Annotated in this window: 22 protein-coding genes and 1 pseudogene; 10 read left to right on the top strand and 13 right to left on the bottom strand. The window is 59.2% G+C overall.

The window, feature by feature from the left end; genetic code table 11:
- Nucleotide 1 precedes the first annotated feature (1 nt).
- The 7 genes from AABF56_RS35410 to AABF56_RS35380 are packed head-to-tail and all read right to left on the bottom strand — an operon-like array spanning nucleotide 2 to nucleotide 5,950.
- On the bottom strand, nucleotides 2-631 hold the full coding sequence (locus tag AABF56_RS35410) for a 3-oxoacid CoA-transferase subunit B (RefSeq protein ID WP_272809210.1): 630 nt from the start codon (nucleotides 629-631) through the stop codon (nucleotides 2-4).
- Nucleotides 631-1,335 carry a CoA transferase subunit A gene (locus tag AABF56_RS35405; protein ID WP_272791932.1) on the bottom strand — a complete coding sequence of 235 codons (705 nt, stop codon included), beginning with the start codon at nucleotides 1,333-1,335 and terminating at the stop codon, nucleotides 631-633. Before AABF56_RS35405 ends, AABF56_RS35410 begins: the two co-directional genes overlap by 1 nt.
- A gap of 10 nt (nucleotides 1,336-1,345) precedes the next feature.
- Nucleotides 1,346-2,278 carry a 3-keto-5-aminohexanoate cleavage protein gene (locus AABF56_RS35400; protein ID WP_272791931.1) on the bottom strand — a complete coding sequence of 311 codons (933 nt, stop codon included), beginning with the start codon at nucleotides 2,276-2,278 and terminating at the stop codon, nucleotides 1,346-1,348.
- Nucleotides 2,275-3,060: a cyclase family protein gene (locus AABF56_RS35395; protein ID WP_272791929.1), complete on the bottom strand. Its 786-nt coding sequence runs from the start codon at nucleotides 3,058-3,060 to the stop codon at nucleotides 2,275-2,277. The genes AABF56_RS35400 and AABF56_RS35395 overlap by 4 nt, the downstream gene beginning before the upstream one ends.
- Before the next feature lie 12 nt (nucleotides 3,061-3,072).
- Nucleotides 3,073-4,389, bottom strand: a complete 1,317-nt coding sequence (locus AABF56_RS35390) for a TRAP transporter large permease (RefSeq protein ID WP_272809209.1) — start codon at nucleotides 4,387-4,389, stop codon at nucleotides 3,073-3,075.
- Nucleotides 4,386-4,898 (bottom strand): TRAP transporter small permease subunit, encoded by a 513-nt coding sequence (locus AABF56_RS35385; RefSeq protein ID WP_272791926.1) that lies wholly within the window; start codon nucleotides 4,896-4,898, stop codon nucleotides 4,386-4,388. The genes AABF56_RS35390 and AABF56_RS35385 overlap by 4 nt, the downstream gene beginning before the upstream one ends.
- A 5-nt stretch (nucleotides 4,899-4,903) precedes the next feature.
- Nucleotides 4,904-5,950 carry a C4-dicarboxylate TRAP transporter substrate-binding protein gene (locus AABF56_RS35380; RefSeq protein WP_272809208.1) on the bottom strand — a complete coding sequence of 349 codons (1,047 nt, stop codon included), beginning with the start codon at nucleotides 5,948-5,950 and terminating at the stop codon, nucleotides 4,904-4,906.
- A gap of 164 nt (nucleotides 5,951-6,114) precedes the next feature.
- Between AABF56_RS35380 and AABF56_RS35375 the strand changes: the two genes are divergently transcribed.
- On the top strand, nucleotides 6,115-7,104 hold the full coding sequence (locus tag AABF56_RS35375; RefSeq protein WP_272791924.1) for an amidohydrolase family protein: 990 nt from the start codon (nucleotides 6,115-6,117) through the stop codon (nucleotides 7,102-7,104).
- A gap of 79 nt (nucleotides 7,105-7,183) precedes the next feature.
- Here AABF56_RS35375 and AABF56_RS35370 read toward each other — a convergent pair.
- Nucleotides 7,184-7,947: pseudogene (locus AABF56_RS35370) on the bottom strand (IS5 family transposase).
- Between the two features lie 143 nt (nucleotides 7,948-8,090).
- Between AABF56_RS35370 and AABF56_RS35365 the strand changes: the two are divergent.
- The 6 genes from AABF56_RS35365 (at nucleotide 8,091) to AABF56_RS35340 (ending at nucleotide 14,030) form a co-directional block, all read left to right on the top strand.
- Nucleotides 8,091-8,702 carry a TetR/AcrR family transcriptional regulator gene (locus tag AABF56_RS35365; RefSeq protein WP_338341949.1) on the top strand — a complete coding sequence of 204 codons (612 nt, stop codon included), beginning with the start codon at nucleotides 8,091-8,093 and terminating at the stop codon, nucleotides 8,700-8,702.
- A 207-nt stretch (nucleotides 8,703-8,909) separates the two neighbouring features.
- Complete coding sequence (locus AABF56_RS35360; RefSeq protein WP_272791922.1) at nucleotides 8,910-10,400, top strand: aldehyde dehydrogenase family protein; 1,491 nt, start codon at nucleotides 8,910-8,912, stop codon at nucleotides 10,398-10,400.
- Between the two features lie 188 nt (nucleotides 10,401-10,588).
- A complete protein-coding gene (locus tag AABF56_RS35355; RefSeq protein ID WP_272791921.1) occupies nucleotides 10,589-11,383 on the top strand; it encodes an ABC transporter ATP-binding protein in 795 nt (264 codons plus the stop codon).
- Nucleotides 11,380-12,210 (top strand): ABC transporter permease, encoded by an 831-nt coding sequence (locus AABF56_RS35350; protein ID WP_272791920.1) that lies wholly within the window; start codon nucleotides 11,380-11,382, stop codon nucleotides 12,208-12,210. The genes AABF56_RS35355 and AABF56_RS35350 overlap by 4 nt, the downstream gene beginning before the upstream one ends.
- A 36-nt stretch (nucleotides 12,211-12,246) precedes the next feature.
- Nucleotides 12,247-13,323, top strand: coding sequence for an ABC transporter substrate-binding protein (locus tag AABF56_RS35345; protein ID WP_272791919.1), 1,077 nt, complete (start codon nucleotides 12,247-12,249; stop codon nucleotides 13,321-13,323).
- Nucleotides 13,324-13,349: 26 nt separating this feature from the next.
- The gene (locus AABF56_RS35340) at nucleotides 13,350-14,030 is read left to right on the top strand and encodes a VOC family protein (RefSeq protein WP_272791918.1); all 681 of its coding nucleotides are present in this window, start codon (nucleotides 13,350-13,352) and stop codon (nucleotides 14,028-14,030) included.
- Nucleotides 14,031-14,070: 40 nt separating this feature from the next.
- Here AABF56_RS35340 and AABF56_RS35335 read toward each other — a convergent pair whose 3' ends face one another.
- The 5 genes from AABF56_RS35335 to traA form a co-directional block, all read right to left on the bottom strand.
- Complete coding sequence (locus AABF56_RS35335; protein WP_272791917.1) at nucleotides 14,071-14,745, bottom strand: TetR/AcrR family transcriptional regulator; 675 nt, start codon at nucleotides 14,743-14,745, stop codon at nucleotides 14,071-14,073.
- 239 nt (nucleotides 14,746-14,984) lie between these two features.
- Nucleotides 14,985-15,614 (bottom strand): TraH family protein, encoded by a 630-nt coding sequence (locus AABF56_RS35330; RefSeq protein ID WP_272791916.1) that lies wholly within the window; start codon nucleotides 15,612-15,614, stop codon nucleotides 14,985-14,987.
- Between the two features lie 13 nt (nucleotides 15,615-15,627).
- Entirely contained in the window at nucleotides 15,628-16,767 is a 1,140-nt protein-coding gene (locus tag AABF56_RS35325) for a conjugal transfer protein TraB (protein WP_272791915.1), read from the bottom strand.
- A gap of 28 nt (nucleotides 16,768-16,795) precedes the next feature.
- Nucleotides 16,796-17,287 carry a conjugative transfer signal peptidase TraF gene (gene traF, locus AABF56_RS35320; protein WP_272791914.1) on the bottom strand — a complete coding sequence of 164 codons (492 nt, stop codon included), beginning with the start codon at nucleotides 17,285-17,287 and terminating at the stop codon, nucleotides 16,796-16,798.
- A 35-nt stretch (nucleotides 17,288-17,322) separates the two neighbouring features.
- Nucleotides 17,323-20,625, bottom strand: coding sequence for a Ti-type conjugative transfer relaxase TraA (traA, locus tag AABF56_RS35315; RefSeq protein WP_272809206.1), 3,303 nt, complete (start codon nucleotides 20,623-20,625; stop codon nucleotides 17,323-17,325).
- 245 nt (nucleotides 20,626-20,870) lie between these two features.
- On the opposite strand from traA, the gene traC reads away from it, so the two are divergent.
- The 3 genes from traC to traG are packed head-to-tail and all read left to right on the top strand — an operon-like array spanning nucleotide 20,871 to nucleotide 23,318.
- Nucleotides 20,871-21,167, top strand: a complete 297-nt coding sequence (gene traC / locus AABF56_RS35310; RefSeq protein WP_272791912.1) for a conjugal transfer protein TraC — start codon at nucleotides 20,871-20,873, stop codon at nucleotides 21,165-21,167.
- Between the two features lie 4 nt (nucleotides 21,168-21,171).
- Nucleotides 21,172-21,387, top strand: coding sequence for a type IV conjugative transfer system coupling protein TraD (gene traD, locus AABF56_RS35305; RefSeq protein ID WP_272791911.1), 216 nt, complete (start codon nucleotides 21,172-21,174; stop codon nucleotides 21,385-21,387).
- Nucleotides 21,384-23,318: a Ti-type conjugative transfer system protein TraG gene (traG, locus tag AABF56_RS35300; protein ID WP_272791910.1), complete on the top strand. Its 1,935-nt coding sequence runs from the start codon at nucleotides 21,384-21,386 to the stop codon at nucleotides 23,316-23,318. The genes traD and traG overlap by 4 nt, the downstream gene beginning before the upstream one ends.
- The last annotated feature ends 142 nt before the right edge of the window (nucleotides 23,319-23,460 follow it).

Raw genomic sequence — 23,460 nt, 5'->3', positions numbered from 1 at the left:
GTCAGTTTAGAAGGCTCGCCATCGTCACCGCGCGCAGCTGGTCCATAGAGATCCCATCAGCCAACTCCACGACCTTCAGTCCGCCGGGGACGACATCGAGAACACCCAGATCTGTGATAATGCGGTCAACAACGGCTTTGCCGGTCAGCGGCAAAGTACAAGATCTCAGGACTTTGGATCTTCCTGCCTTATCGGTATGGTCCATGACCACCACGACACGTTTTACGCCCGCCACAAGATCCATGGCCCCGCCCATCCCCTTCACGAGTTTGCCTGGGACCATCCAGTTGGCGAGGTCTCCTTCTTCAGACACCTCCATGGCGCCGAGAATAGCCATGTCGATTTTGCCTCCACGGATCATCGCAAAGGATGTCGCGCTGTCGAAGTAGGCAGTCTGCGATTGTTCAGTGATGGTCTGCTTACCGGCGTTGATGAGGTCGGGATCTTCTTCGCCTATAATAGGGAAGGGGCCCATTCCCAACATCCCGTTTTCTGATTGCAGCGTGACAGCTATCCCGGCTGGGATGTGATTTGATATCAGCGTCGGAATACCGATCCCGAGGTTCACATACCATCCGTCCTGAAGTTCCTGTGCTGCGCGCGCAGCCATCCGGTTTCGATCCCAAGGCATCAGGCGAGCTCCTTCGGGCGAACGGTGAGCTGTTCGATACGCTTCTCGTGTACCCCTGAGACAATTCGATGAACATATATGCCGGGAAGGTGGATGTGATCCGGGTCGAGACTGCCTAGCGGCACGATTTCCTCGACCTCAGCGACGCATACCTTGCCGCAAGTCGCAGCCGGCACATTGAAGTTTCGCGCGGTCTTGCGGAAGACCAGATTTCCGGAATGGTCGGCTTTCCACGCCTTCACAATCGAGAGGTCGGCGACGATACTGTTCTCGAGAATGTGCACACGTCCATTGAATTCCTTGTGCTCCTTGCCTTCAGCAACGATGGTGCCGACACCCGTCGCCGTGTAGAAGCCAGGAATGCCTGCGCCGCCTGCGCGCATTCGCTCGGCCAATGTGCCTTGCGGATTGAATTCCAGTTCCAGTTCGCCTGCGAGATACTGGCGCATGAATTCGGCGTTTTCTCCGACATAGGACGAAATCATCCTGCTGATCTGTCTTGTGTGAAGGAGAACGCCGAGGCCGAAGCCATCGACACCACAATTGTTCGACGCGACGGTTAAATTCTTTGCTCCACTTCGACGTAAGGCTTCGATCAGGAGTTCAGGAATGCCGCATAGCCCGAAGCCACCAGCGGCAATGGTCATGCCGTCGAATAGCAGTCCGTCGAGAGCCGCATCCGCATCAGGATAGGTTTTCTTCATTGGTTCCTCTTTAAAACGCGACACTGTCGGCGCCTTTCAGGCCGAGGATTTCTCGCGCTTCGTCGGGCGAGGCGATTTCGCACCCAAGGTCTTCGATAATCCTGCGGATCTTCGCGACCTGCTGCGCATTGCTCTCGGCGAGCTTCCCGCGGCTGACGAATAGGCTGTCTTCAAGGCCCACGCGAACATTCCCCTTCATTTGGCTGGCGGTTGTAGCGAGGCTCATCTGTGCGGCGCCCGCGCCGAGCACAGACCAGTGATAGTCATCGCCAAAGAGCCTGTCGGCGGTGCGCTTCATGAAGATGAGATTGTCAATTTCCGGGCCTATGCCGCCCAGGATGCCAAAAATGAACTGGATAAAGATCGGCGCCTTGAATAGGCCGATGTCCATGCAGAAGCGCAGGTTGTAGAGATGGCCAACATCGTAGCATTCGTGCTCGAACTTGATGCCATGAGGTGCGAGTGTCTTCGCTGCATTCTCGATGTCGGCAAAGGTGTTGCGGAAGATGTATGTATCCGACTGGGTGACATAATCCCGCTCCCAGTCGAATTTCCAGGTATCATAACGTTTTGCGAGCGGATGAAATGAGAAGTTCATGCTTCCCATGTTCATCGAGCACATTTCCGGCGAGAACCTGAGAGCGGGCGCGATGCGCTCTTCGATCGTGTTCTTCAGGCTGCCGCCGGTCGATATATTTATGACGGCATTTGTTGCTTGCTTTATCTGTGGCAGAAAAGCGGCAAAGACATTGGGTTCGATAGTCACGCCGCCGTCTTCAGGACGCCGCGCATGGAGATGCAGGATCGCGGCGCCCGCTTCCGCTGCCCCGATCGCTTGAATTGCGATATCGTCTGCGGTGTAGGGCAGAGCATCCGACATGGTCGGCGTATGGATTGCTCCGGTAATGGCGCAAGTGATGATCGTGCGTTGCTTGTTGGTCATTTCGCCTCCGGCTCGTCGAGAATAGCGACTGCCCGGATGAAACCGGCCGAGGCGCCTTTGATCTTGAATGGGAAGCAGGAGACCTGGTACCCGCTGGATGGTAGCAGATCCAAGTTTGCCAGCTTCTCCATGTGGCAGTATCCCGTCGTCATGGAGGCGCGATGGCCTTCCCAGATGATCGACGGATCGTGGGTTTCGGCCCAGGTTTTCGCTGTATGCGAAAATGGTGCGTCCCAGGACCAGGCATCTGTTCCGGTTACGCGTACCCCCCGTTCCAGCAGCCATTCCGTCGCCGCTCGTCCGAGGCCGCAGCCGCGGGCAAGATAGTCGCCATGGCCGTAGCGGCCGCCAGCCGCGGTGTTGACCAAGACGATGTCGAGAGCTCGCAGTTCATGCCCGATACGGCGCAATTCACCCTCTACATCTTGGGGCGTGGCGACATATCCGTCGGGAAAGTGGCGGAAGTCGAGCTTCACGCCGGGTGCGAAGCACCATTCCAGGGGTACTTCATCGATAGCAATGGCTCGGGCTCCGCCATTCATCGTCGAATGGTGGTGGTATGGGGCATCGAGATGCGTGCCGTTGTGCGTCCAGAGCGTCAGTTTCTCTATCGCCCAGCCCTCTTGGCCCGGCAGGTCTTCGACCGTCAGACCAGGAAAAAAAGAGGTTATCTGGTCTGCTGTCTGGCTGTGCCGGAAATATTCAATCTGCGGCAGCATGAACGCTGGATCGGACGGAAGTCCGGCCTCGAGCGTTACGGAGAGATCAATGAGTTGAGGCATAAGGAATGGGTCTCATGGTGTAAGGGTGAGAATACCGGTGGCAATGCCGGGAAAAGCTATCAACAGGCCTACAGCAAGCAGCATCGACAGCGCGAAGGGAAACGCGCCGGCAAATACCTCGCCCAGGCCAACTGACGGATCGTTTATCGTCGCTTTGATGACGAAGACGGATATGCCGAACGGTGGTGTCAGGAGGCCGATTTCGACCGCCACGACAGTCAGGATGCCAAACCAGATCAGGTCGACGTCAAGCTGCGCTAGAATCGGCAGCATGATCGGCACCATGATGAGCATGATCGATGAGCTGTCGAGAATCATGCCCAGTAGGATCACCGCAAGCAGGTAAAGCAGAAGCACAGGAAGAAATCCCATGTCAGACCCTGCGATGAGAGCCCCGAATTCCTGCGGGACCTGTGAAAACGCCAGCATTCGAGAGTACATCTGCGCAGCGATGATCAGGAAGCAGATGGTCGACGTGATGATGCCGGTTTCCAGGAGCACGACTCGCAGTCGACGCAGAGTCAACTTGCGCTTGGCGAGACCCAGAATAAACGCACCGGCGCAGCCGATGGCGCCTGCTTCAACGGGCGTGAACAGCCCGCCGTATATTCCGCCCAGGACACAGACAATCAAGAGAAGGATGGGCAAAGATTTTTGGGCAATGCTGCGAGCGGTCTCCTTCTTTGCGGCGGAGCGATCCGGCTTTCCGGTGAAGCCCGGAGTCAAGATGGTCATCGCCACGATCAGCAGGCAGAAGATGGCTGCCAGCAGCAGGCCAGGTACAACTCCGGCCAGAAAGAGGTCGCCGACCGATTGTTCTGTCAAAACCGCATAAAGGATGAGCAGGAGGCTAGGGGGTATTAGCATTCCCAGCACCGATGAGCCAGCGACCACGCCTGCGGCGAAACGGCGGGTATAGCCGTGACGCACCATCTCCGGCACTGCGACCTTGGTGAAGACTGCGGCCGAGGCGATGGAAATGCCAGTGATAGCGGCGAAGATGGCGTTGGCGCCAACGGTGCCCATGGCAAGCCCGCCGGTCAGGCGACCAAGGACGGCGTTGGCGACATCATAGGCGTCTTGGCCCAGATCGCTTTCGGCCACCAGGAAGCCCATGAGCACGAACAGTGGAATGATCCCGAAATAATAGCTGGCGATGGAATCGTTAACCGCCATGCCCAGCATCTTACTGGCCAGAACCGGAGAGCCTTTGATGGCCCAGACGCCGCAGAAGGATGTCGCGATCAGAGCGATCGGGACGTAGAGCCCCGCCAGAACCAGCACGACCATGACCGCTATGCAAATGAGCCCGATGTCGAAAGGCGTCATTGTCCACCCCCGACCTGTCCCGAGATTTGTCGGACAAGCTGCATCAGCATGACGACACAGGACACGATGACAGCGATCCGCACCGGCCATAGCGGAGCGGTGAACGTGCCGGTCGCTCCGATGAAGAGGTTGTCGGTGATGGCCTTTTCAGCCAGCGGCCAAGTGAATCGGAGGATGAGAACAACCACGACCAGCGCCAGCAGATTGAATATGACCTCCATCCAACGGTGCAGGCTTGGGTTGCATCTGGCAAGCATGTCCGGAATTGCATCCGAACGAGTAAGTCGATGCTCGCGCATGGCGTATGGCAGTTGCAGGAATACGATTCCAACGATAGAGAGCGCTACGATTTCCGGCACGCCCATAATTGGCTGATTGGCGAAATTCCGGAATGCGACGTCGGCGCTGACCAGGAGCACCAATCCTCCGATTAACACTGACCCAATAAGATTCAGGCTGTCGATCACGGCATCGAGTCCGCGTGAGACTGCGTTCAAGGAACTGGCCATGCCCGTTACTCCTTGTCCCAGTCGCGAAGCGGCTTCACGCCGGCGCTGCGCATGCGTTCCATATAGAGCGTCAGAACTTCCGAGCCGGGAAGCCCGCTGCTGTCGGCCTTCTTCGCCCATTCCTTCGCGATGTTCTTCATGCCCGCCGCCCAGGCTTTGCGCATATCCTCAGGAGCGACGGTGATGGTTGCACCTTCCGCCGCCATTTTCGCCAAAGCTGCGTCCGTGCCTTGTTCGAGCGACCTCAGATACCATTCACCGGCTACCTTGGCGCCCTCACGCAGTGCCTCCTGTACCTCTGTAGGTTGACTTTGGAACCATTCCGCATTGGCGCCAATCGTACCTGCATATTGGGCGCCGAAGCCGACGCGCGTGATGTATGGCGCGACTTCGTGCAGTTTGGCAGGCAATGCGGCGGTGGCAAACAGGATGACGCCTTCGTATACGCCAGTCTTGATGTCGTTGTAATAAAGCGGGCTCTGGCCGGAGACGCCAACTGCACTGGTGCCGTCGAGCCAGCTGACCGCGGCGCCGGCTGTGGCAATTTTTCGTCCCTTGAGGTCCTCGATCGACTTCACCGGAAACGTCGTCAACAGAAGATAGTCATCGACTGCCAGTGGTCCACCCAAAGGCACAATGTTGTGCTGGGTGAATGCAGCTTGCAGTCGCGGGTCCGTGAGCACCAGCTCGTTCATCAACTCGTTGACTGTCCGGGGGTCTGGACTGACGAAGGGCGTGTAATAGGTGACGTTTTGGAGCGGCATCTTTGCCGGGTCAAACAGGCTCTGGATGATACCGATTTCGGCTAGGCCGTCCTCAACCGTTTCAAGCTCTTCGCCAACCCCGGCAATCGAGCCGCCGAACTGGTTGGTGAGGCTGATCTGGTGCCCGGTTCCTTCCAGCGCCTTTTCTACCGCAGGCTCAAAGGCTACCGGAAACATTTTCACCCACCGGAACACCTCGGGATGTCCCGCGACAACTGTGGCGCTGATGGTGTCGGCCCATGCAGGGCTCGTGGCCATAGCGGCCAGGAATGCAACAACGAGTCGCATATTTGATCCTCCCTCAAAAGTGCCGGCTTGTTGATGTGACGGCACAGCCGACCTCCCGTCGGCTCGTAAAAACTATCCTGACTGATCGATTAGTCAATGCAATTTTTGCAGGACGATGATAGCTTCAGAAGCGGATAGCCGTTTGTACGAGGAGGACCATCGGGATGCCCACAGCTCAAGCCATTGCTCTTGAAGAACATTTTGCCCATCCAGAGTTTGTGGCCCGGTATGGTGTCGCCGGACCGGTAGCCGCTTTGACCGGACCCTTGGAAAACAGGCTGCCCGATATGGATGCAGCGGGAATTGAGATTCAGGTGCTGTCCCACGCCCCAGGCGCGGCACAGTCTTTGCCCGCAGACGAGGCCCTCAGCTGGTCAGAGAAGATTAACGATTATCTTGCTGTGGCCATTGATGGAAACCGGCGGTTCGCTGGGTTCGCCTCGCTACCGATGACGGCCCCAGACGCCGCTGCCCGTGAAATGGCGCGCACCGTGGAAACATTGGGTTTTCGTGGTGCGATGCTGCACGGTTTGACGAATGGTGTCTTTCCGGATGACGAGAGCCATTTCCCGCTTTACGCGGAAGCTGAACGCCTCGGCGTGCCGATCTATCTTCATCCATCCTTTCCCCATCCGGCCGTGACGCGTGCTTATTATGCCGATTGGACGGAGCGATTTCCGATGTTCGGCATGGCCGCTGCGGGTTTCACCGCTGAGACGATGGTGATAGCCATTCGCATGATGCTGGGGCGAATTCCGGAATTGTTCCCCAACTTGCAATTCATTCTCGGTCATATGGGGGAGGCAATTCCGTTTCTGCTGGAGCGAATTGATGAATCGCTTGCCCGCGATAACGGTGGCCAACGCTTTTTCCGTGAGCGTTTCCTGCGCCATTTCTACGTTACGACGAGCGGTAATTTCTCAAACGCGGCGCTAATCTGCGCACTGACTGAGATGGGAGCAGATCGCATCATGTTCTCGGTGGATTGGCCCTATGTCGCCAACCGTCCTGGTCGAGATTGGATCGATGCGGCGCCCTTGGACGAGCAACAGCGTCTGTTGATCCTCAATGGAAACGCCCGCCGTCTTCTGCGTCTTCCATACACTGCGAGAGCCATCGGTCCGTTACCGTTCTCAGAGGCTGAAGGTTGGTAGTAGAACATGCGTTGACCGAGAAGGTAAGCGGCAGGTAAAGTCTGACTGATCAGTTAAACAGCACAGTTAGGCGGTCGACTCATAAACTCTGACACCAAATCCTCGCTGCGACGAATTTGACGGCGGCGAGGTAGTTTTCCGGGCGCTTGTCGTAGCGAGTGGCTATGCCTCGGAAGTGTTTGATCCTGTTGAAGAACCGCTCCACGAGATTTCGTTGCCTGTAGACCCAGCCTGAGAATGAGAAGCTTCCCTTGCGGTTTGCCTTCGGCGGGATATTGGCCCAAGCCCCTCGCTCGGCCGCCTTGGCCCGGATGGCGTTGCTGTCATAGCCCTTGTCAGCAAGTAGGATGTCGCCTTCGCTTAGTTCGTCCGTGAGCGCGTCGGCCTCGGTGCAATCGGCGATCTGGCCACCGGTCAGGCGTAGGTTGACGGGTCGGCCTTCCGCATCGACGAGCGCATGGATTTTGCTCGTGAGCCCGCCGCGGGAACGTCCCATGCCACCATCGTCTCCATCCCCCTTTTTCCCGTGGCCGCGTGCTGGTGAACGCGAACACAGGTGGAGTCGATCATGACGATGTCGCCGTCATAAGCCTCTGAAACCGCTTCAAGAAGTCGATCCCAGACGCCCGCCTTCCGCCATCGGACAAAGCGGTTGTAGCAGGTTGTGGGCGGGCCGTAACGCTCGGGAATTTCCGCCCAGGGAGAGCCGGTCCGGAACCGCCAGAGGATGCCGTTCAGGACCCGTCGATCATCGACACGAGGAACGCCCCGTGGCTTGTTGGGCAACAGCGGCGACAGGATCGACCATTCATGGTCGGTGAGTTCATAGCGGCGGCGCGTCATCAGGGCTCCCTCATTCGGAAGCCTTGAATCACGGCCAGCGTCAGCCGACAATCGAATTTATGGGTTTACCGCCTAGGCAATCCATGAAAGCATCCAGTTCTCGTTCCATCAGCGCGCCTGCTCCAGACAATCGCGAAGCAATCATGTTGGCGGCCGAACGCGTGTTTGCAAAGGACGGGTATGACGGCAGCAGCATGCGTGACATCGCCAAGGAGGCGAACGTTTCGCAAGCGCTCTTGCACTACCATTTCGGGACCAAGGAAAAATTGTTTGATGAGATCTTTTCCTTTCGTGCAACCGAGATCAACCAGGAGCGCGGTCGGCATCTCGATCGTCTGTTCGCGGACGGTGCCATTCCAAGCCTGCCGCAATTGATTGATGCCTTGTTTCGACCCACTGTTGAGCTCGGCCATGACCCCGAACGCTTCGGTAACTTCTTTTCAAGAATACTGGCCGCATCCGCCAATTCGGATGATCCACATACCAAGGCCCTGATTGCTGAGCACTACGATAGCACAGCCCTTCGCTTCATCAGCGCGTTTCAAAAGGTGCTGCCAGGGATTTCGCGGGAGGATGCTGTCTGGGCATATATGTTCTCGATCGGCGTGGGCATGACCATGATGGCGCGCACCGGCCGTACGGCAAGATTGTCGAACGGGGCCTGCGATGACAACGACGTCGAGCTTTTGCTGCGGAAGATCAGTCTTTTCGTTTGCGGGGGATTGCTCAATATGGCCCCGACCGGAAGGACGTAACCCGTCCTTCCATACCGCCGCCTTTTCTCATAGCTCTTGACTGTCATGCACTGCACTGTATAGTGCATCTGATCGCGCTTGCCTCTCATTCCAGACGACTGCGAAGCGGCAATGACGTGATGGCCGATCGCCAGAACTCTCAGCATTATGAAGGTCACGGTGTTCTGTGCAGATGCCCAATAATCTGCTGATTCAGAGGAAGAGCCAATGTTGACGACACCTGTTCCGACCATCATTTCGAGATGGTCGTCGAAGAGTCCGGCTGACTTATTCGATGTTGATAATCCCGCTACCGGTGAGATCATTGCCCATGTCCAGGGAAGTGGAGTGGCTGAGGTTGATAAGGCAGTCTCCGCCGCGCACGCCGCGTTCTCAGGACATTGGAGGGAACGATCCGCGCGCGAACGCGGTGCGCTGCTCATTGCGGCAGGCAAGCATCTGGAAATTCATGCTCAGGAACTTGCCGAACTTGTCTCGCGGGAAAATGGAAAGCCGGTGCGTGATGCGTTGCAATTCGACGTCGCCAGTCTAACGGGATCGTTTGCCTTTTTTGGTGCTCTGGCAGGCAAAAGCGGGGGTGAATATCTCGATCTTGGCTTTGTGACCTCGGCCACGGTCCGCGAACCATTCGGCGTGGTCGCAGGCATTATTCCCTTCAACTGGCCGCCTATTCACACTGGCGCAAAGGTTGCGCCGGCGCTTGCAGCAGGAAACACGATTGTCGTCAAGCCCGGGGATCAAGCGCCACTTACGATCATGCGCATCGTGGATCTCCTAAACGAAGCACTGCCGGAGGACGTCGTTCATTGCGTGACCGGTATAGGGCCGGCAGTCGGGCAAGCCCTGACGCAACATCCACTGGTGCGCAAGATATCCTTCACCGGTGCGCCTTCAACGGGCACAGCCGTTTTGAAGACGGCGGCAGAGCGCCACGTGCCCGTTCTGTGTGAACTCGGAGGGAAGAACCCGTTTATCGTTATGGCCGATGCTGATCTGGACCAAGCGGTGCGCGATGCTATCGACGGAGCTTTCTTCAACAAGGGCGAGGCGTGCACAGCCGCATCGCGCATTCTGGTTCATAAAGACATTCATGATGCGTTCGTCGAGCGTTTCTGTGCGGCGACCGAAAGGCTGACGACTGGAGACGGCGCACTCGAAACGACGCACGTCGGCCCCGTAGTTTCGAGGGCGCAAAAGGAAAAAGTCGAGAACTACATTCGCATCGGTCAATCGGAAGGCGCCACAATTGCTGCGCAAGGCAAGCTGCCTGACGATCCGAGACTGAAGGAAGGCTATTTCGTTCCACCGACTGTCTTCACAAATGTAACTGCAAACATGCGGGTTGCTCAGGAGGAGATATTCGGCCCCGTCACTTGCGTCATGAAGTTCTCTAACGAAGCCGAGGCAATCGATATCGCCAATGGGACGCAGTTCGCTTTGGTCGCCGGCATCTATTCGAGAGACCAGGAACTCGCCAATCGTATGGCTCGGCGGGTCGAGGCGGGAATCGTTTTCGTCAACAACTACAACCGTATTGTCATCGGCACGCCATTCGGCGGCACGAAATCCAGCGGCTACGGACGCGAGCACTGCGCGGCCACGCTCAACGAATTCACCTATTCAAAAGCAATTCGGACCCCGACCGGAAGGGTTCCCGTGCCGGAATGGAAGGCAGTCACGGACATCTTCGGCCACTGAGGTCGTGGATGGGGGAGCGCGGCATGATTGCCGCTCTCCAATTCATCCGACGATCAAACAAAACGCTTGACTGCACTGCATGATGCAGTGCATTTATATACTGCATCATGCAGTGCATCGGCCGTAAGCGATCGCTCTTAGCAATGCTCATTCTGTGCCGTATGCATCAAAGAAAAAATGGGAACACGATGAATTCAACAGGGAACGGTGTTCCGGATTTTATCTCACTCCGGAATGTCTCGAAATCTTTTGAGACAATGTCAGGTGACATCGTCACTGCCTTGCGAGACGTCTCGCTTCAGATTCCAAAAGGCTCGTTTGTCACCCTTTTAGGGCCCAGCGGATGTGGAAAAAGCACACTCCTACGGCTAATCGGCGGCCTTATCAGAAAGACCAGCGGCGACGTTTTGCTTGCCGGGCGAGCCGTCGAAAGGCCGACGAACCAGATTGGTATGGTCTTTCAGTCGCCGGTGCTGCTGCCTTGGCGAACCGTGCTGGAGAACGTTATGCTTGCGGCCGATCTCGGCAAAGTGAGCAAGGCAGAGGCCCGTGAGACTGCGTTGAGATATATCCACCTGGTAGGTCTCGAAGGTTTCGAAAAGAAATATCCGGGCGAGCTTTCTGGTGGCATGCAGCAGCGTGTCGCAATCTGTCGTGCGCTCGTACACAATCCCTCCGTGTTGCTGATGGATGAACCGTTCGCCGCACTGGATGCCATGACCCGGGATCATCTTCAGGTCGAGCTCCAGAGCCTCTGGATGGCCGGTGACAAAACAGTCATCTTTGTCACCCATTCGATCTCGGAGGCCGTGTTCCTCGCCGACTATATGGTCGTTCTGGCCGCTCGTCCCGGGCGCGTTGTCGAAATCATCAAGGTGGATCTGCATCGACCAAGAACCCTCGACATGGTCAACTCCTTAGAGTTCGGCCGCTATGTGAGTCATGTCCGCGGCTATTTCGAGGCCGAGGAGCGTGCGGCATGACAGACCAGGCATCATTCGCGACGGCGTCGGCCGAGACCCCACGCAAACGGAAATCATCGAGCGGCTTCGATCAGGTTACGATGCTAGCGATTGTATTGTTCTTACTTTTCCTTGCCAGTTGGGAATGGGTTCTCATTCCAGTGACCGGTGTCAGCCCAGCTCTGCTTCCCCGCCCTAGTCAGATTGCGGTTTCCCTTTATCAAGGCGCCACGCAGGGGTATCTCCTACCCAATACCCTCATCACCTTGCAGGAGGTACTGATAGGCTTTGTTGTCGGATCCGCGCTCGGCTTTATTCTTGCCGTCCCTGTTGCGGAATCGCGGGCGGTGGAACGGATTTTGTCGCCCTATGTTGTTGCCCTCCAGGCCATTCCGAAGGTTGCGATAGCCCCGCTTTTTGTCGTCTGGTTCGGTTATGGCCTTTCCTCGAAGGTATTCATCGTCGGGCTGATCACCTTCTTCCCGGTCTTTATCAACACGGTGGCTGGTCTCCGCTCTGTCGCTCATGAACAGCGCGAGTTGTTCATGATCTATAACGCGACACGCTGGCAGCGATTTCGATATCTGACACTACCGAATTCAGGCAGTTTCGTGGTTGCGGGTCTAAATGTGGGCGTCACGCTCAGTGTCATCGGCGCAGTGGTCGCCGAATTTGTTGGGGCGCAAGAAGGTCTTGGCTCGCTTATCGTCCGCGCAGGATTTGCCATGGACACTGCAGGCGTCTTCGCGGCGGTCCTATGCCTTACGGTCATCGCGGCAATCCTCAGCGCCACCGTGCAGGTATTGGGTCGGAAAATCGTCTTCTGGGCGAACGACCAGCGCCACTGATCTACCTCATCTTCAAAACCAATCAGGGGAACGACAATGGACGTTAAACGCCGTCTAGCAGGACTTTTTGTATCAACAGCTGTCCTTTTCACAGTTGGCAGCGGAACTGGCAGTGCTGAAGAGCAGCGCAAAGTGCCTTTCGTCATCGGCAATCCGCTGATGATCCAGGCGGTCTACGAACTGTATGTGCCGCTTGCCATGGGCTGGTGGCGCGATGCCGGCTACGACATCCAGGTGCAGTATATGCCCGGTTCGAGCGCAGCGGTCCAAGGCATCATTGGTAAAAGTGCCAGTGTCGGAATGATGAACACGACACCTTGGATGGTCGCCGACACAAAAGAGTTTTCCGACATACGCATGGCGGCCGTGATGACGAACAGTCTCTGGCGGGTCATCACCGAAACGTCGAGCGACATTACGAAGCCCCAGGACCTGAAGGGAAAGAAAGTCGGCCTCGCGGTCGGCGGGTCGGGTGGCTCCATGTATCTCGATTCACTGCTCGCCAATAACGGAATGGATCCCAATCGCGATGTTCAGAAGATCGTCATCGGTATGGGAGCACAGGCCCAGGAGATGCTGCGATCCGGCAGAGTTGACGCAAGTCTCGCCTTCACGCCGGAAATCGCCACTTACCAGGCGCTTGGCGGTAAAGTAAACTTTATCTACGACGACGCATGGTTGCGCTTTCCGGACTATGGCTTTGTCGCGACAGAGGGCGCCCTCAAGACTGACACGAAAATGGTCGAGACGCTCGCGCGCGGCGTGGCAATGGCGCAGGTTTTTGCCGAGGCCAACCCCGAGTGCGTCGCGAAAATATACCGTAAGAACTGGGCCCCTGACCGAAGCACGACCCTTGCGCAGGACACCTTGATCCTCAAGAGCATGCTTGAAGAGCGACGTCTGCCTTTCGAGGCCGCAGGCGGGAAACTGCACGGAAAACCAGCCGTGGCGGGACTTGGGGAGCTTCAGGAATTTCTTCACAAGAACGGTCTGATCGAGACACCCGTCGATCCGGCGCGGTTCGTCGCGGATGATCCTGAGTTCTACAGTCGCATCAATGACTTTTCCAAAGATGACGTCGTCGCCCAGGCGACGAAGTGTGAAGGCTACTGATAAATTTGTAACGAGGAGCATATTCGATGATCGAGATCGACCATATTTGCCTGGGTGCGCGAAACTTCTGGGAGTCGACCCACCGCCTGACTCAGGAAACCGGATTGGGCAATGCCGAGGGGGGATGGTTTCCCGAGTACCGACTTGCCAACCGGATCATACCGACGGGCGACGATACTTACATTGAGGTGGAAGGTGTGATTGATGCTCACGCGGTCGAGGCGGGGCACCCAGTTGCAACATTTTTTCACGAGGCGACGCGGGACGGCGATTGCTTTATCGGATGGTGCGCCCGTGTCGATTCTCGGACGGAACTGGATGCGATCGCGCGGCGTCTTGGAAGCGACGTTTTCGAAGGCACCATGCGCATGCGGGCGGACGGGTCGATGGGGTACTCGGCTCGCACGCCTGACACGTCCCGCGCCTGGAAAGCGGGATTGCCGAATTTCTTCTATATCGAAGACAGATCAGAGCACGCAGGTCGGCTTCAGGCCAAACATGGGACCACGACCGCTCGCGGCATCGCATGGATGGAACTTGGGGGCAGCGCTGAGGAAATGAGCGACTATCTTGACATAGACGCTACAAGCCTTGGCCTACGCTTCAATGGTGGTAAGCCGGGACTACATGCGATGGGCATTCGCACCGACAATGGTGAGGCCGTCATTCGCCGGCGCGTGATGCCGGGAACAACAGGAAAACTTTAATTAGGAGGAGCCGTCCGGTTTTAGATTACGCCGCCGCCGGTTATGATGCGGCGGCTTTTCCGTTTGTGCCATAGCGTGCGAGGAACGTGGCAACTGCTTCCTCAACGACTTGATGACGCCGGGCCTTCGAGGGTGCGCCACCGACACCAATCACGCGATACCAAAGCAGCGGCTCATTGACGAGCCCAACGAACTGCCGGGCCGCAAGATCGGGATCTTCCACCTTGATGAGGCCTCGGTCTTTCAGCGCGCTGATATAGTCGATCAAGGCCCGAAGTGCCGGCATTTTTCCAAGCCGTACGAAATTCTCGGCGAGATCCGGGAAGCGATTGCTCTCGCTGATGACCATGCGAACAAACGCGACGGCCTGATCCGGCGCCCAGAAATCCGCGATAAGCAATCCCACTTTCCTGAGCCCAAGACCTGGATCTTGGAGGGCGGCTTCATCGGCCATAATGCCGACAACCGGCATATCCTTCCATACGCGCTCCACGGCGGCGTTAAAGAGCGCGTCTTTGCTTTCGAACTGATTGTAGACCGTGCGTCGTGCCGCGCCTGATTCTTGCGCCACAAGGTCCATGCTGGCTCCCTCATAGCCGTGAGCAAGAAAAACGCGCGTCGCCGCATCCAGGATCGCCTCCCGTTTGGAAAGTCCCTGATCTCTTGAGTTTTTTGGAGGGGCGCCAGGTGCAGACAAGACGACAGAGCTTTTCATCAGTTGGCCTAATCCTATACAGGGCAGGGTTGCAGTTTGTAAAATCATGTAGTCCTTTGCACTGCCGAGTGCAAGTTGTGTCGCTTGGCTAATGGCTGAAATCTAGAAACGAGAACCGAGTCTGGCCTGACCGCATGGTGACGCATCAGCTCATTTCATTTCAACCTTGCTGAACTAGGTCTGGTTCATGGCAAATAGCCAACCCCAAAGCTAGGTTTCACTTAGGCATTGCATCAATGTCATTTGGCACCGATTCCGGACAGATCGACACGAATACCCGCCTTGTTGGGATCGTCACTACGGGCCTCATCCTCGGAAGGCTCGCTCGCATCCGACCCGGCAGAATCTGCTGACTTCTTGATAGCGTCGCTCGTGGGCTCGTCCCTACCAGGTTCAGGGGCTTTCACCTCACCAGGGTCCGGCGCGCGGAATACGGCCATCCCCTCGAAATACCCCGTCTGCCAGGCGATGATCGCGTCGTCGAGCACTTGCGGAAGAACCTCTTTCTCACTGGGACTACCGTACCATTTCATGACTATCCGATAGACTTTGGCGAAGAGCGCGGTGCCCATGCGGATATTTTCACAAGGATCGACAAGGTCAGGTCTCAGCGCTCCGGCCTCCAGGATGCCGAGACCGGCTGGATATTGCGTGATGCCGACCCGAATGACGTTGCGCCCAATATGCTGGCGGACCAGTTCCATCGCCTCGTCCGGCGTTCCCGGCTTCGGCACCAGCACCACGCGGTTTCCGGATCGGACCGTGATCGCGAGCGGATCCTGCGACCCCGCCCGCTCAATGAACTGTTCGACAATCGCGGGTTTCAGGCCGGGATCGGCGCATTGTTTGATGAGGGCGGCATCGACCATCTGATTGTCTCCGTTATGTGTTGAAGGCCATGACGACGGGCAAGTCGAAGAGCTTAGCCCATGCGGCAACGCTCGCCTTCTGGATCGCGATGATCGAGGTGCCCCTGGTCCACCAGCCATTGCCGGTAGCGACGATGACGGCGGGTGAATGCAGCATCGATTGCAGCACCGGCCAGAGGATGAGTTGCTCATAGCAGATGAGCGGCGCGATCCTCGTTGCTCCAACCTCCGCGACCGGGTTCGCGAACAGGTGCGCCTGGGCGCCGCCGCCCTGCCCTGTCCAACGCAACCATGGCTGCCACATGGAAACCGGAACCGGCATGCGCTCCTTGTAGAGGATGCCAGCGGCGCCGGAACCAACCGCCACCATGACATTGTCGTAGCCTTGCGCATCGATGACGGCGGCGCCGGCGACGACCGTGACGTCGAGCCCGTTCAACCCCTCCCGCCAAAGGCGAGCGACCGTCGGCGTCCAGAAGCCGAGCGCGCTCTCCGGAAAGACGACAACGTGCGCGCCCTTACTTGCGGATATGCGCGCTGTGGCGATCAGGCCACGGTGATGCTCGAGCGACCCGTCCCGGCCAAGGCTTCGTCCCAATTCAAGGTCGACGCCCATCCATCCTTCCGGTAGCTTCGGCTCTGTCCACATTGCGGCGGACCAGAGCCAGAAGCCAGCGAGGCCAAGGACAGCTGCCGGCCGATATCTCATCACCATGACGAGCAGGCCGGCTGCAGTTGCGAGCAATCCCCACCATCCCCACCCGGGAAACAGTACCCCGGCTGCGGTCAGCGGATTCGCCCATCCAGTGATGCCGAAGGGCGGCAGCCCCGTCAGCACCGCCGCCGCCAGATAACGCACTGCCCTCGCCCTTCCCGGATGCCTTGTCCAGAGCGCCGCATGCACGGCGACGAAGGAGAGTGAGGCCGCTAGCCAAAGCAGAAGGCCGGGCCAGAGATCGGCGGCATAGAAGTTGGCGACGCCCAGCGGCAAACCACGCGAAGCGACCAGAAAATAGCCGGCCGACACGAGGGCCGCGACCACGCGCGACCGCGACATCGCCCAGAGCGCCGGGAAGAACATCGCGGTCGGAAGAGCGAGCACATTGCCGCTCCAGCCGAGTGAGCCGCAGACGACGGAGGCGACGATGAGCAACGCAGATCGCCAAAGGCCAGAAATGTGATCACGGATCGAAGGTGAGGATCGGCCGGGCGACGCCGAGGAGGCCGCGGTCCGGAACCGGCCCAAAATATCGGGAATCATAGGAGCTCGCAAAAGAGGAATGGAGATAGAGATGTCCTGATGGCACGATGCCACCTGGATATGGCGTGATCGTCCTGCCCTCTCCGTCCGTCTTCCGGACGGCGGATGCGGCAAGGGAACCGCCGTCGATCGCGACGTGATCCGTAATTTCGACATGCTGTCCGGGAAGCGCGGCGACCGTCTTGATCAGCGGCGCAAACCCACCGGCGCACAAGCCCCGCCGGAGATATCCTCGCAGTCGCGCTTCCTCGAACGGCGCAGTCGGGGGCGAGCAGATGAAGACGAGATCTCCTGCCTCGACCGGACGATTGAGTTTCTCGATGCGCCAGAGCCCGAGCGGCTCGCTCGGCGTCAGGTTCAGCCGATAGCCACCGACGACCGCAGCCGTGATGAGGCCCGCGATAGCAACCATTGACGTGCTCAACAGCATGATCGCACGGCGCCGCTTCATTGCTTCACAACCGGAGTCCGGCGTTGCGCGAGACGCAATTCCTCGACCTGCCGCAGGGTCTCGGTCGTACGCTCATGGGCGGCGAGCTGCTGGGCCGTGCGCATGACCGGCCAGGCTTCCTTGAGACGTTCCTTCTCTTGGTGGGAGAGGCCTTCGGAGAGTTTGTCGAAGAGTTTGCCCGATGGCTCACGCGCAGCGTTGGTGAGCAAGGTGCGCTCGCCGAAGCGTTCGGTGACGGCCTTGTTGAACCCGTCGATCTCCAGCTTCGTCTCGCGGTTGCTCAGCGCATATGCAAGGGCGGCGGGAAGATCGTTGCGGTCGATCGCATCGCGCACGCGCTCGAGCACCGCGCGTGCATCAGGCGACAGGGCCGGGATGTCGATCGAGACGCGCTGGCGCAGCGCCTGTTCGTCAGCCGCCATGCGCTGTGTGGCGCTTTCGCGCATGTGGAGATAGCGTTCGAGGTCGCGCTTCAGGGCGGGCACATTGACCTCGGCGACGCGTCGCGCCTCGCGCTCCGTCTTGCTGGCAAGAATGTCGGTCTTGCCCCTGAGCGGACCGATCGACGCCGGCTCGGCCTCAAGCTTCTGAAGCACCTGTCGCGCCGCGTCTCTATCCGCCAGCACGGCGTCGAAATTCATTGCCCGGAAGGCGGTTTCGGGATCGGCGAAGACGTAAGCGAACCGGATCGAAACCTCCTCCCATTGCTTCTTCAAGGCCGGATCAGCGTCGAGCCTCTCGCTGACCGTTTCTGCGACGGGATTCTCGAACCGGGTGATGCCGGCGACCATGGGTTTCAACTCCTTGACTGATTGGGTTGCCGGCGATTGCCGCAAGCCAAGCCGTTCGCCGAGAGCGCGAAGGCGGTTGGTGAGATCGGCCAGCTTGCTTTTCTGCCGCAGTGTCCAGTCGAGCCGGTCGCGCAGCAATGTTCGCGCCACGTGAACGATGTGCAGGCCTCGGTTTTCGGCAAAGCGAAGCGCCTCGCGGTAAAGCGTGCCGCGCTCGTAATCGAGGGTTGCTTCCTTGGCATTCTTCCGGGAGAGAACCTTGCTCAGCCCGCCGTTCATCTCGAACGAGCGGCGCCCGAAATAGACCTGCAGATCCTCCCGATGGCGCGTCATCGCGACATAGGTAAGGTGGCGATCCAGAGAGAGTGAAGCCAGCACCTTCACCCTGTCGACGGTCGCGCCTTGGGCTTTGTGGATCGTGGTGGCGTAGCCGTGATCGAGGTTGCTGTAGATGTGGCTCTCGACCATCACTTGCCGACGCTGATCGCCCTCACCCACGGCGACGGTGATGCGGTTCGCCGCCGCCTCTACCACATGACCGATCATGCCATTCTTGACTGCGAGCGAGCCGTCGTTCTTCAGGAAGACGATCTGGTCGCCGGCGTCGAAACGGCGGGTGCCGTCGGCGGTTTTGAAGGTGTGGCCCTCTCCGACGATCCCGCGTTCGACCAACTTTTCGCGTGCCATGACATTGAGCATGCGCACATCGCGTCGAAGATGGGCGACGATCAGCGTCGTCTTCGTCTGATCATAGTCGTGGTTCCAGTCGGCGATCAGCCTCTCGACGGCTTCAGACTTCAGGCGCGCGCCGAGCACCCTGCCTGCACCCTGGTATGCCACAATCGCCCGTTCGACATTGCCGCGTGCAAGATCGAGCGACGCCTTGCGCATCCAGTCCTGGCGCTGGCGATAGATGGTTTCGAGTTCGGCGTAGCCGATGCGATCGACGATGGCGCGGAAGGCAGCACCCGCCTCGATCGGTTGAAGCTGTTCGGGATCCCCGATAAGCACGATCTTCGCACCTGCCTTGACCACGGCGTCGATGAACCCGCCCATCTGTTTTGAGGCAACCATGCCGGCCTCGTCCATGACGAAGATGGTCTTGTTGTTCAGAACGTCACGGCCGCGGTTCCACCGTAGCTCCCATGAGGCAAGCGTGCGGCTCTGGATCCCCGCTTCCTTTTCCAGACCTTCCGCTGCCTTGCCCGCAAGCGCACCGCCAACGACGCGATATCCGGCCATTTCCCACGCCTCGCGGGCAGCCTTCATCATCGTGGTCTTGCCAGCACCTGCGCGACCGACCACGGCTGCGATACGCGCTGAACCGGCGACATGCTGGACGGCAGTCCGCTGTTCATCCGACAGACGCGAATGACGGGCGAAGGTGGCCTCCAGCACCGTGGCCGAGACGTCATGCGACACCCTTGCCGCAAGCCAGATTGAGCGACGCGCCATCTCCGCCTCGAGCCGGATCAACTCGCGCGTCGTGTAACGGGCCGGCACTCTTTCCCCGGTCGCGAAGTCGATTGTGTCGGGCTGAAGCCGCAGCACCTCCGGGCTCTCGATGATCCGAGCCAGGAGCTGCTGGAACACGGTCGCATCGTCGACATAACGGTTCAAAAGCTTTGCAACATCTCGGGCGTTGAAGACGCTTTTCTCCCGCGTGATCAGATCGAGCACGATCCCAGGGTTTCGAAGAATGCGGCGGGTGTTTTCCGCGCGCCGCGCATCGTTCAGCTCGATCCGTTCCAACTCCGGCCGAACGCCCTGTCTCTCCGCCTTCCGCTGAATCGCCTTGGCGCCGACGCCCAGATGGATGGTCGGCTCCAGATCGATGCCCTGCTTCTCATAGGATCGGCCATCGACGCGCAGCGAGATCCCGTTCAGCGCCAGGTGATGATTGAGACGCTCGAACCAGGCGTCACGAAAAGCGTTGAAATCATCCGTCCCGCCGGCCCAGAGCTCGTAGACGATCTTGCCCGCCTTGTTTCGCAGCGGTTGCCCGTCTTCGCCTGTTACCGCGACCTTCTTCGTGCCGAAACCATCCTCGGTCAGCGGACGCAGGGTCGTCATCAGGTGGATATGCGGATTGCCGGGATTGTCGTGGTAGACCCAGTCCGCCACCATGCCCTTCGACAGGATGTGCCGCTCCACGAAATCCCGCACCAGAGCAATGTTCTGCTCTGCCGTCAGCTCCAGCGGCAAAGCAATGGTCAGGTCCTTGGCAAGCTGGGCATCGGAGCGCTTTTCGAAAGCCTCGACCTTGTTCCAGAAGGTTTCCGAAGCACCGGCAATCGAACGATCGGCTGTCAGCAGCCGCACCCATTTCGGGGCATCCGCCGGGAGAGCAAACTCCTCGTGCAGAAGCCCTTCTTTCCGGGTGTAGTCGATGGTGCGGGCCTCCCGCTCGTACTCCATCCTGGCACAATGCCGGTAGGCAGCCGACAGCACTGCACTGCGGCCGTCACCACGGCTGACAATGCTGACGGAGAAGTGGGCGATGGCCACGGAGGTGAGTCTCCTGGTTCGAACCTCGTTCGTCGGGAACTGGCCAGGCCGTTCAGGCCTCAACGCAAGGCGTCGCGCCAGCGACGTATAATTGCGCCCTTGGACCGCTCCTTCGGAACGGCGGGATCATCCTCCAAAGTGTCGGCCTTGCCGACGTGCAAATCTGCACATTTCCTTGAGCATGCATCCGGAGGAGTCTTGGCGTCGCGAATGCAACGCCAAGACAGCCAGGGAGTGCCACCGGAATGAAGAAACCGTCGTCGAAGATCAGGGAAGAAATCGCGAAGCTCCAGGATCAACTCAAAGCAGCCGAGACACGCGAGGCGGAGCGCATCGGCAGGATCGCGCTCAAAGCCGGTCTCGGCGAAATCGAGATCGACGAGGCCACACTTCAGGCGGCGTTCGAGGACATCGCCGGACGGTTTCGCGGAGGCAAGGGACAGACGACCGGAAAGAAGAATGCCGGCGACGGCAGGACCGGCGGGGAGACATCCGCGGCGGTCGCGCCTGGCGCGGATGCGGGCAGCGCTGGCGAGGCTTGAGCGCATGCGGCGAACGACATCGACCGATGCCCGCAAGAAAGACACGCGCGAAAAAATCGAGCTCGGCGGTCTGATCGTGAAGGCCGGCCTGCGCTACGAAAAAAGGGCGCTGCTGCTGGGGCTGCTGATCGATGCCGCGGGGCGCATCCGCGGCGACGAAGTCGAGCGCTCGCGGTTGACTGCAATCGGCGCCGAGGCGTTCGGTCGCGGTAATGAATGAATAGGCTCCTTCTCACAATCCTGCCAGCGGCATTCATGATCGCAGCCATGTTGGCGATATCAGGAATCGAGACCTGGCTATCGGGTTTCGGAGCATCGCCTCGGGCGAAGCTGTTGCTCGGACGGATCGGCCTCGCCCTGCCCTACGCGGCGGCGGCGGCGATCGGCGTCATTGCCCTGTTCGCGACGGCGGGCGCGGCAAACATCAAGGCAGCCGGTTTGAGCGTACTGGCAGGCGCTTCAATCGTCTGCATCGCGGCGATCGCACGCGAAGGGTGGCGGCTCTTTGCTCTTGCCGATCGGATGCCTCACGGCCAGTCGGTTTTCGCTTATACCGATCCGTCGGCGATGCTCGGGGCATTCGCAGCCGTCCTTACCGGGATCTTCGCGCTACGCGTCGCGATCAGGGGGAACGCCGCCTTTGCCAAAGCAACGCCGCGGCGGATCGCGGGGAAGCGAGCCGTGCACGGCGAGGCCGACTGGATGAAGATGGGAGACGCCGCCAGGCTGTTTCCCGATGCCGGCGGCATCGTGATCGGTGAACGCTACCGCGTCGACAAGGACAGCGTGGCGGCGATGCCGTTTCGCGCCGGTGAGACGCAGAGCTGGGGCGCCGGCGGGAAATCTCCGCTGTTGTGTTTCGACGGCTCGTTCGGTTCGTCGCACGGTATCGTCTTCGCCGGTTCGGGCGGCTTCAAGACGACATCCGTGACGATCCCGACCGCACTCAAATGGGGTGGCGGCCTCGTCGTGCTCGACCCATCGAGCGAAGTTGCACCGATGGTCGTCGATCACCGGCGCAAGGCGGGCCGAAACGTCATCGTGCTCGATCCTGCCACGCCCGCGATCGGCTTCAACGCGCTAGACTGGATCGGCCGCCACGGCAACACGAAGGAAGAGGACATCGTCGCGGTGGCGACGTGGATAATGACCGACAATGCGCGTGCCGCATCGGCCCGCGACGACTTCTTCCGCGCATCCGCCATGCAGCTCCTGACGGCGCTGATCGCCGACGTTTGTCTCTCCGGGCATACGGACGAGAAAGACCAGACGCTGCGCCGCGTCCGGGCCAATCTCTCGGAGCCGGAGCCGAAGCTGCGCGAACGCCTGACGCGGATCTACGAGCAGTCCGAGTCCGAATTCGTGAAGGAGAACGTTGCCGTCTTCGTCAACATGACGCCGGAGACGTTTTCCGGCGTCTACGCCAATGCCGTCAAGGAAACACACTGGCTCTCCTATCCGAACTATGCGGCGCTCGTGTCGGGCGACAGTTTCTCGACCGACGATCTCGCTGGAGGCGAAGCGGACCTGTTCATCGCGCTCGATCTGAAGGTGCTGGAAGCCCATCCGGGACTGGCACGCGTCGTCATCGGCTCGCTGCTGAACGCCATCTACAACCGGAATGGCGCGGTCAAGGGGCGCACGCTCTTCCTGCTCGACGAGGTCGCCCGCCTCGGCTATCTGCGCATCCTTGAAACGGCCCGCGACGCTGGCCGGAAATACGGCATCACGCTCACCATGATCTTCCAGTCGATCGGCCAGATGCGCGAGGCCTATGGCGGCCGTGACGCGACCAGCAAATGGTTCGAGTCCGCATCGTGGATCTCGTTCGCTGCGATCAATGATCCGGACACGGCCGACTACATCTCGAAGCGCTGCGGCGACACCACGGTCGAGGTCGACCAGACAAACCGCTCCACCGGCATGAAGGGTTCGTCGCGCTCGCGCTCAAAACAGCTCAGCCGCCGGCCGCTGATCATGCCGCACGAAGTCCTGCGCATGCGCAGCGACGAGCAGATCGTGTTCACGGCAGGCAATCCACCGCTCAGATGCGGTCGCGCGATCTGGTTCCGGCGCGAGGACATGAAAGCCTGTGTCGGGCAGAACAGGTTTCATCGTGAAGGGCAAAAAGGGAATGACAGCAGCGCCTGAACCCGCGCAACCAGGTGCCGGCGGCGAGCCGGTCCGCGAGAGGATCGAAACCCGCATGGGACGAAACCGCTTGGCGGGTTCGGTGCGCTTCAGCGCATAGAGCCGTGCGGCAAAGCCGCCTCGCCCACGCCCCTCTACCTCC

Source organism: Shinella sp. WSC3-e (genome assembly GCF_945994535.1).
GTDB lineage: Bacteria > Pseudomonadota > Alphaproteobacteria > Rhizobiales > Rhizobiaceae > Shinella > Shinella yambaruensis.
The sequence above is the reverse complement of the archived record's forward strand: the minus strand, read 5'-3'. Positions and strand labels throughout refer to the sequence as shown.

Bases quoted from the DNA above. Each gene is read 5' to 3' on its own strand.
- AABF56_RS35410 (WP_272809210.1), bottom strand. From the start codon at position 631: ATGCCTTGGGATCGAAACCGGATGGCTGCGCGCGCAGCACAGGAACTT.
- AABF56_RS35405 (WP_272791932.1), bottom strand. From the start codon at position 1,335: ATGAAGAAAACCTATCCTGATGCGGATGCGGCTCTCGACGGACTGCTA.
- AABF56_RS35400 (WP_272791931.1), bottom strand. From the start codon at position 2,278: ATGACCAACAAGCAACGCACGATCATCACTTGCGCCATTACCGGAGCA.
- AABF56_RS35395 (WP_272791929.1), bottom strand. From the start codon at position 3,060: ATGCCTCAACTCATTGATCTCTCCGTAACGCTCGAGGCCGGACTTCCG.
- AABF56_RS35390 (WP_272809209.1), bottom strand. From the start codon at position 4,389: ATGACGCCTTTCGACATCGGGCTCATTTGCATAGCGGTCATGGTCGTG.
- AABF56_RS35385 (WP_272791926.1), bottom strand. From the start codon at position 4,898: ATGGCCAGTTCCTTGAACGCAGTCTCACGCGGACTCGATGCCGTGATC.
- AABF56_RS35380 (WP_272809208.1), bottom strand. From the start codon at position 5,950: ATGCGACTCGTTGTTGCATTCCTGGCCGCTATGGCCACGAGCCCTGCA.
- AABF56_RS35375 (WP_272791924.1), top strand. From the start codon at position 6,115: ATGCCCACAGCTCAAGCCATTGCTCTTGAAGAACATTTTGCCCATCCA.
- AABF56_RS35365 (WP_338341949.1), top strand. From the start codon at position 8,091: ATGTTGGCGGCCGAACGCGTGTTTGCAAAGGACGGGTATGACGGCAGC.
- AABF56_RS35360 (WP_272791922.1), top strand. From the start codon at position 8,910: ATGTTGACGACACCTGTTCCGACCATCATTTCGAGATGGTCGTCGAAG.
- AABF56_RS35355 (WP_272791921.1), top strand. From the start codon at position 10,589: ATGAATTCAACAGGGAACGGTGTTCCGGATTTTATCTCACTCCGGAAT.
- AABF56_RS35350 (WP_272791920.1), top strand. From the start codon at position 11,380: ATGACAGACCAGGCATCATTCGCGACGGCGTCGGCCGAGACCCCACGC.
- AABF56_RS35345 (WP_272791919.1), top strand. From the start codon at position 12,247: ATGGACGTTAAACGCCGTCTAGCAGGACTTTTTGTATCAACAGCTGTC.
- AABF56_RS35340 (WP_272791918.1), top strand. From the start codon at position 13,350: ATGATCGAGATCGACCATATTTGCCTGGGTGCGCGAAACTTCTGGGAG.
- AABF56_RS35335 (WP_272791917.1), bottom strand. From the start codon at position 14,745: ATGAAAAGCTCTGTCGTCTTGTCTGCACCTGGCGCCCCTCCAAAAAAC.
- AABF56_RS35330 (WP_272791916.1), bottom strand. From the start codon at position 15,614: ATGGTCGATGCCGCCCTCATCAAACAATGCGCCGATCCCGGCCTGAAA.
- traF (WP_272791914.1), bottom strand. From the start codon at position 17,287: ATGGTTGCTATCGCGGGCCTCATCACGGCTGCGGTCGTCGGTGGCTAT.
- traC (WP_272791912.1), top strand. From the start codon at position 20,871: ATGAAGAAACCGTCGTCGAAGATCAGGGAAGAAATCGCGAAGCTCCAG.
- traD (WP_272791911.1), top strand. From the start codon at position 21,172: ATGCGGCGAACGACATCGACCGATGCCCGCAAGAAAGACACGCGCGAA.
- traG (WP_272791910.1), top strand. From the start codon at position 21,384: ATGAATAGGCTCCTTCTCACAATCCTGCCAGCGGCATTCATGATCGCA.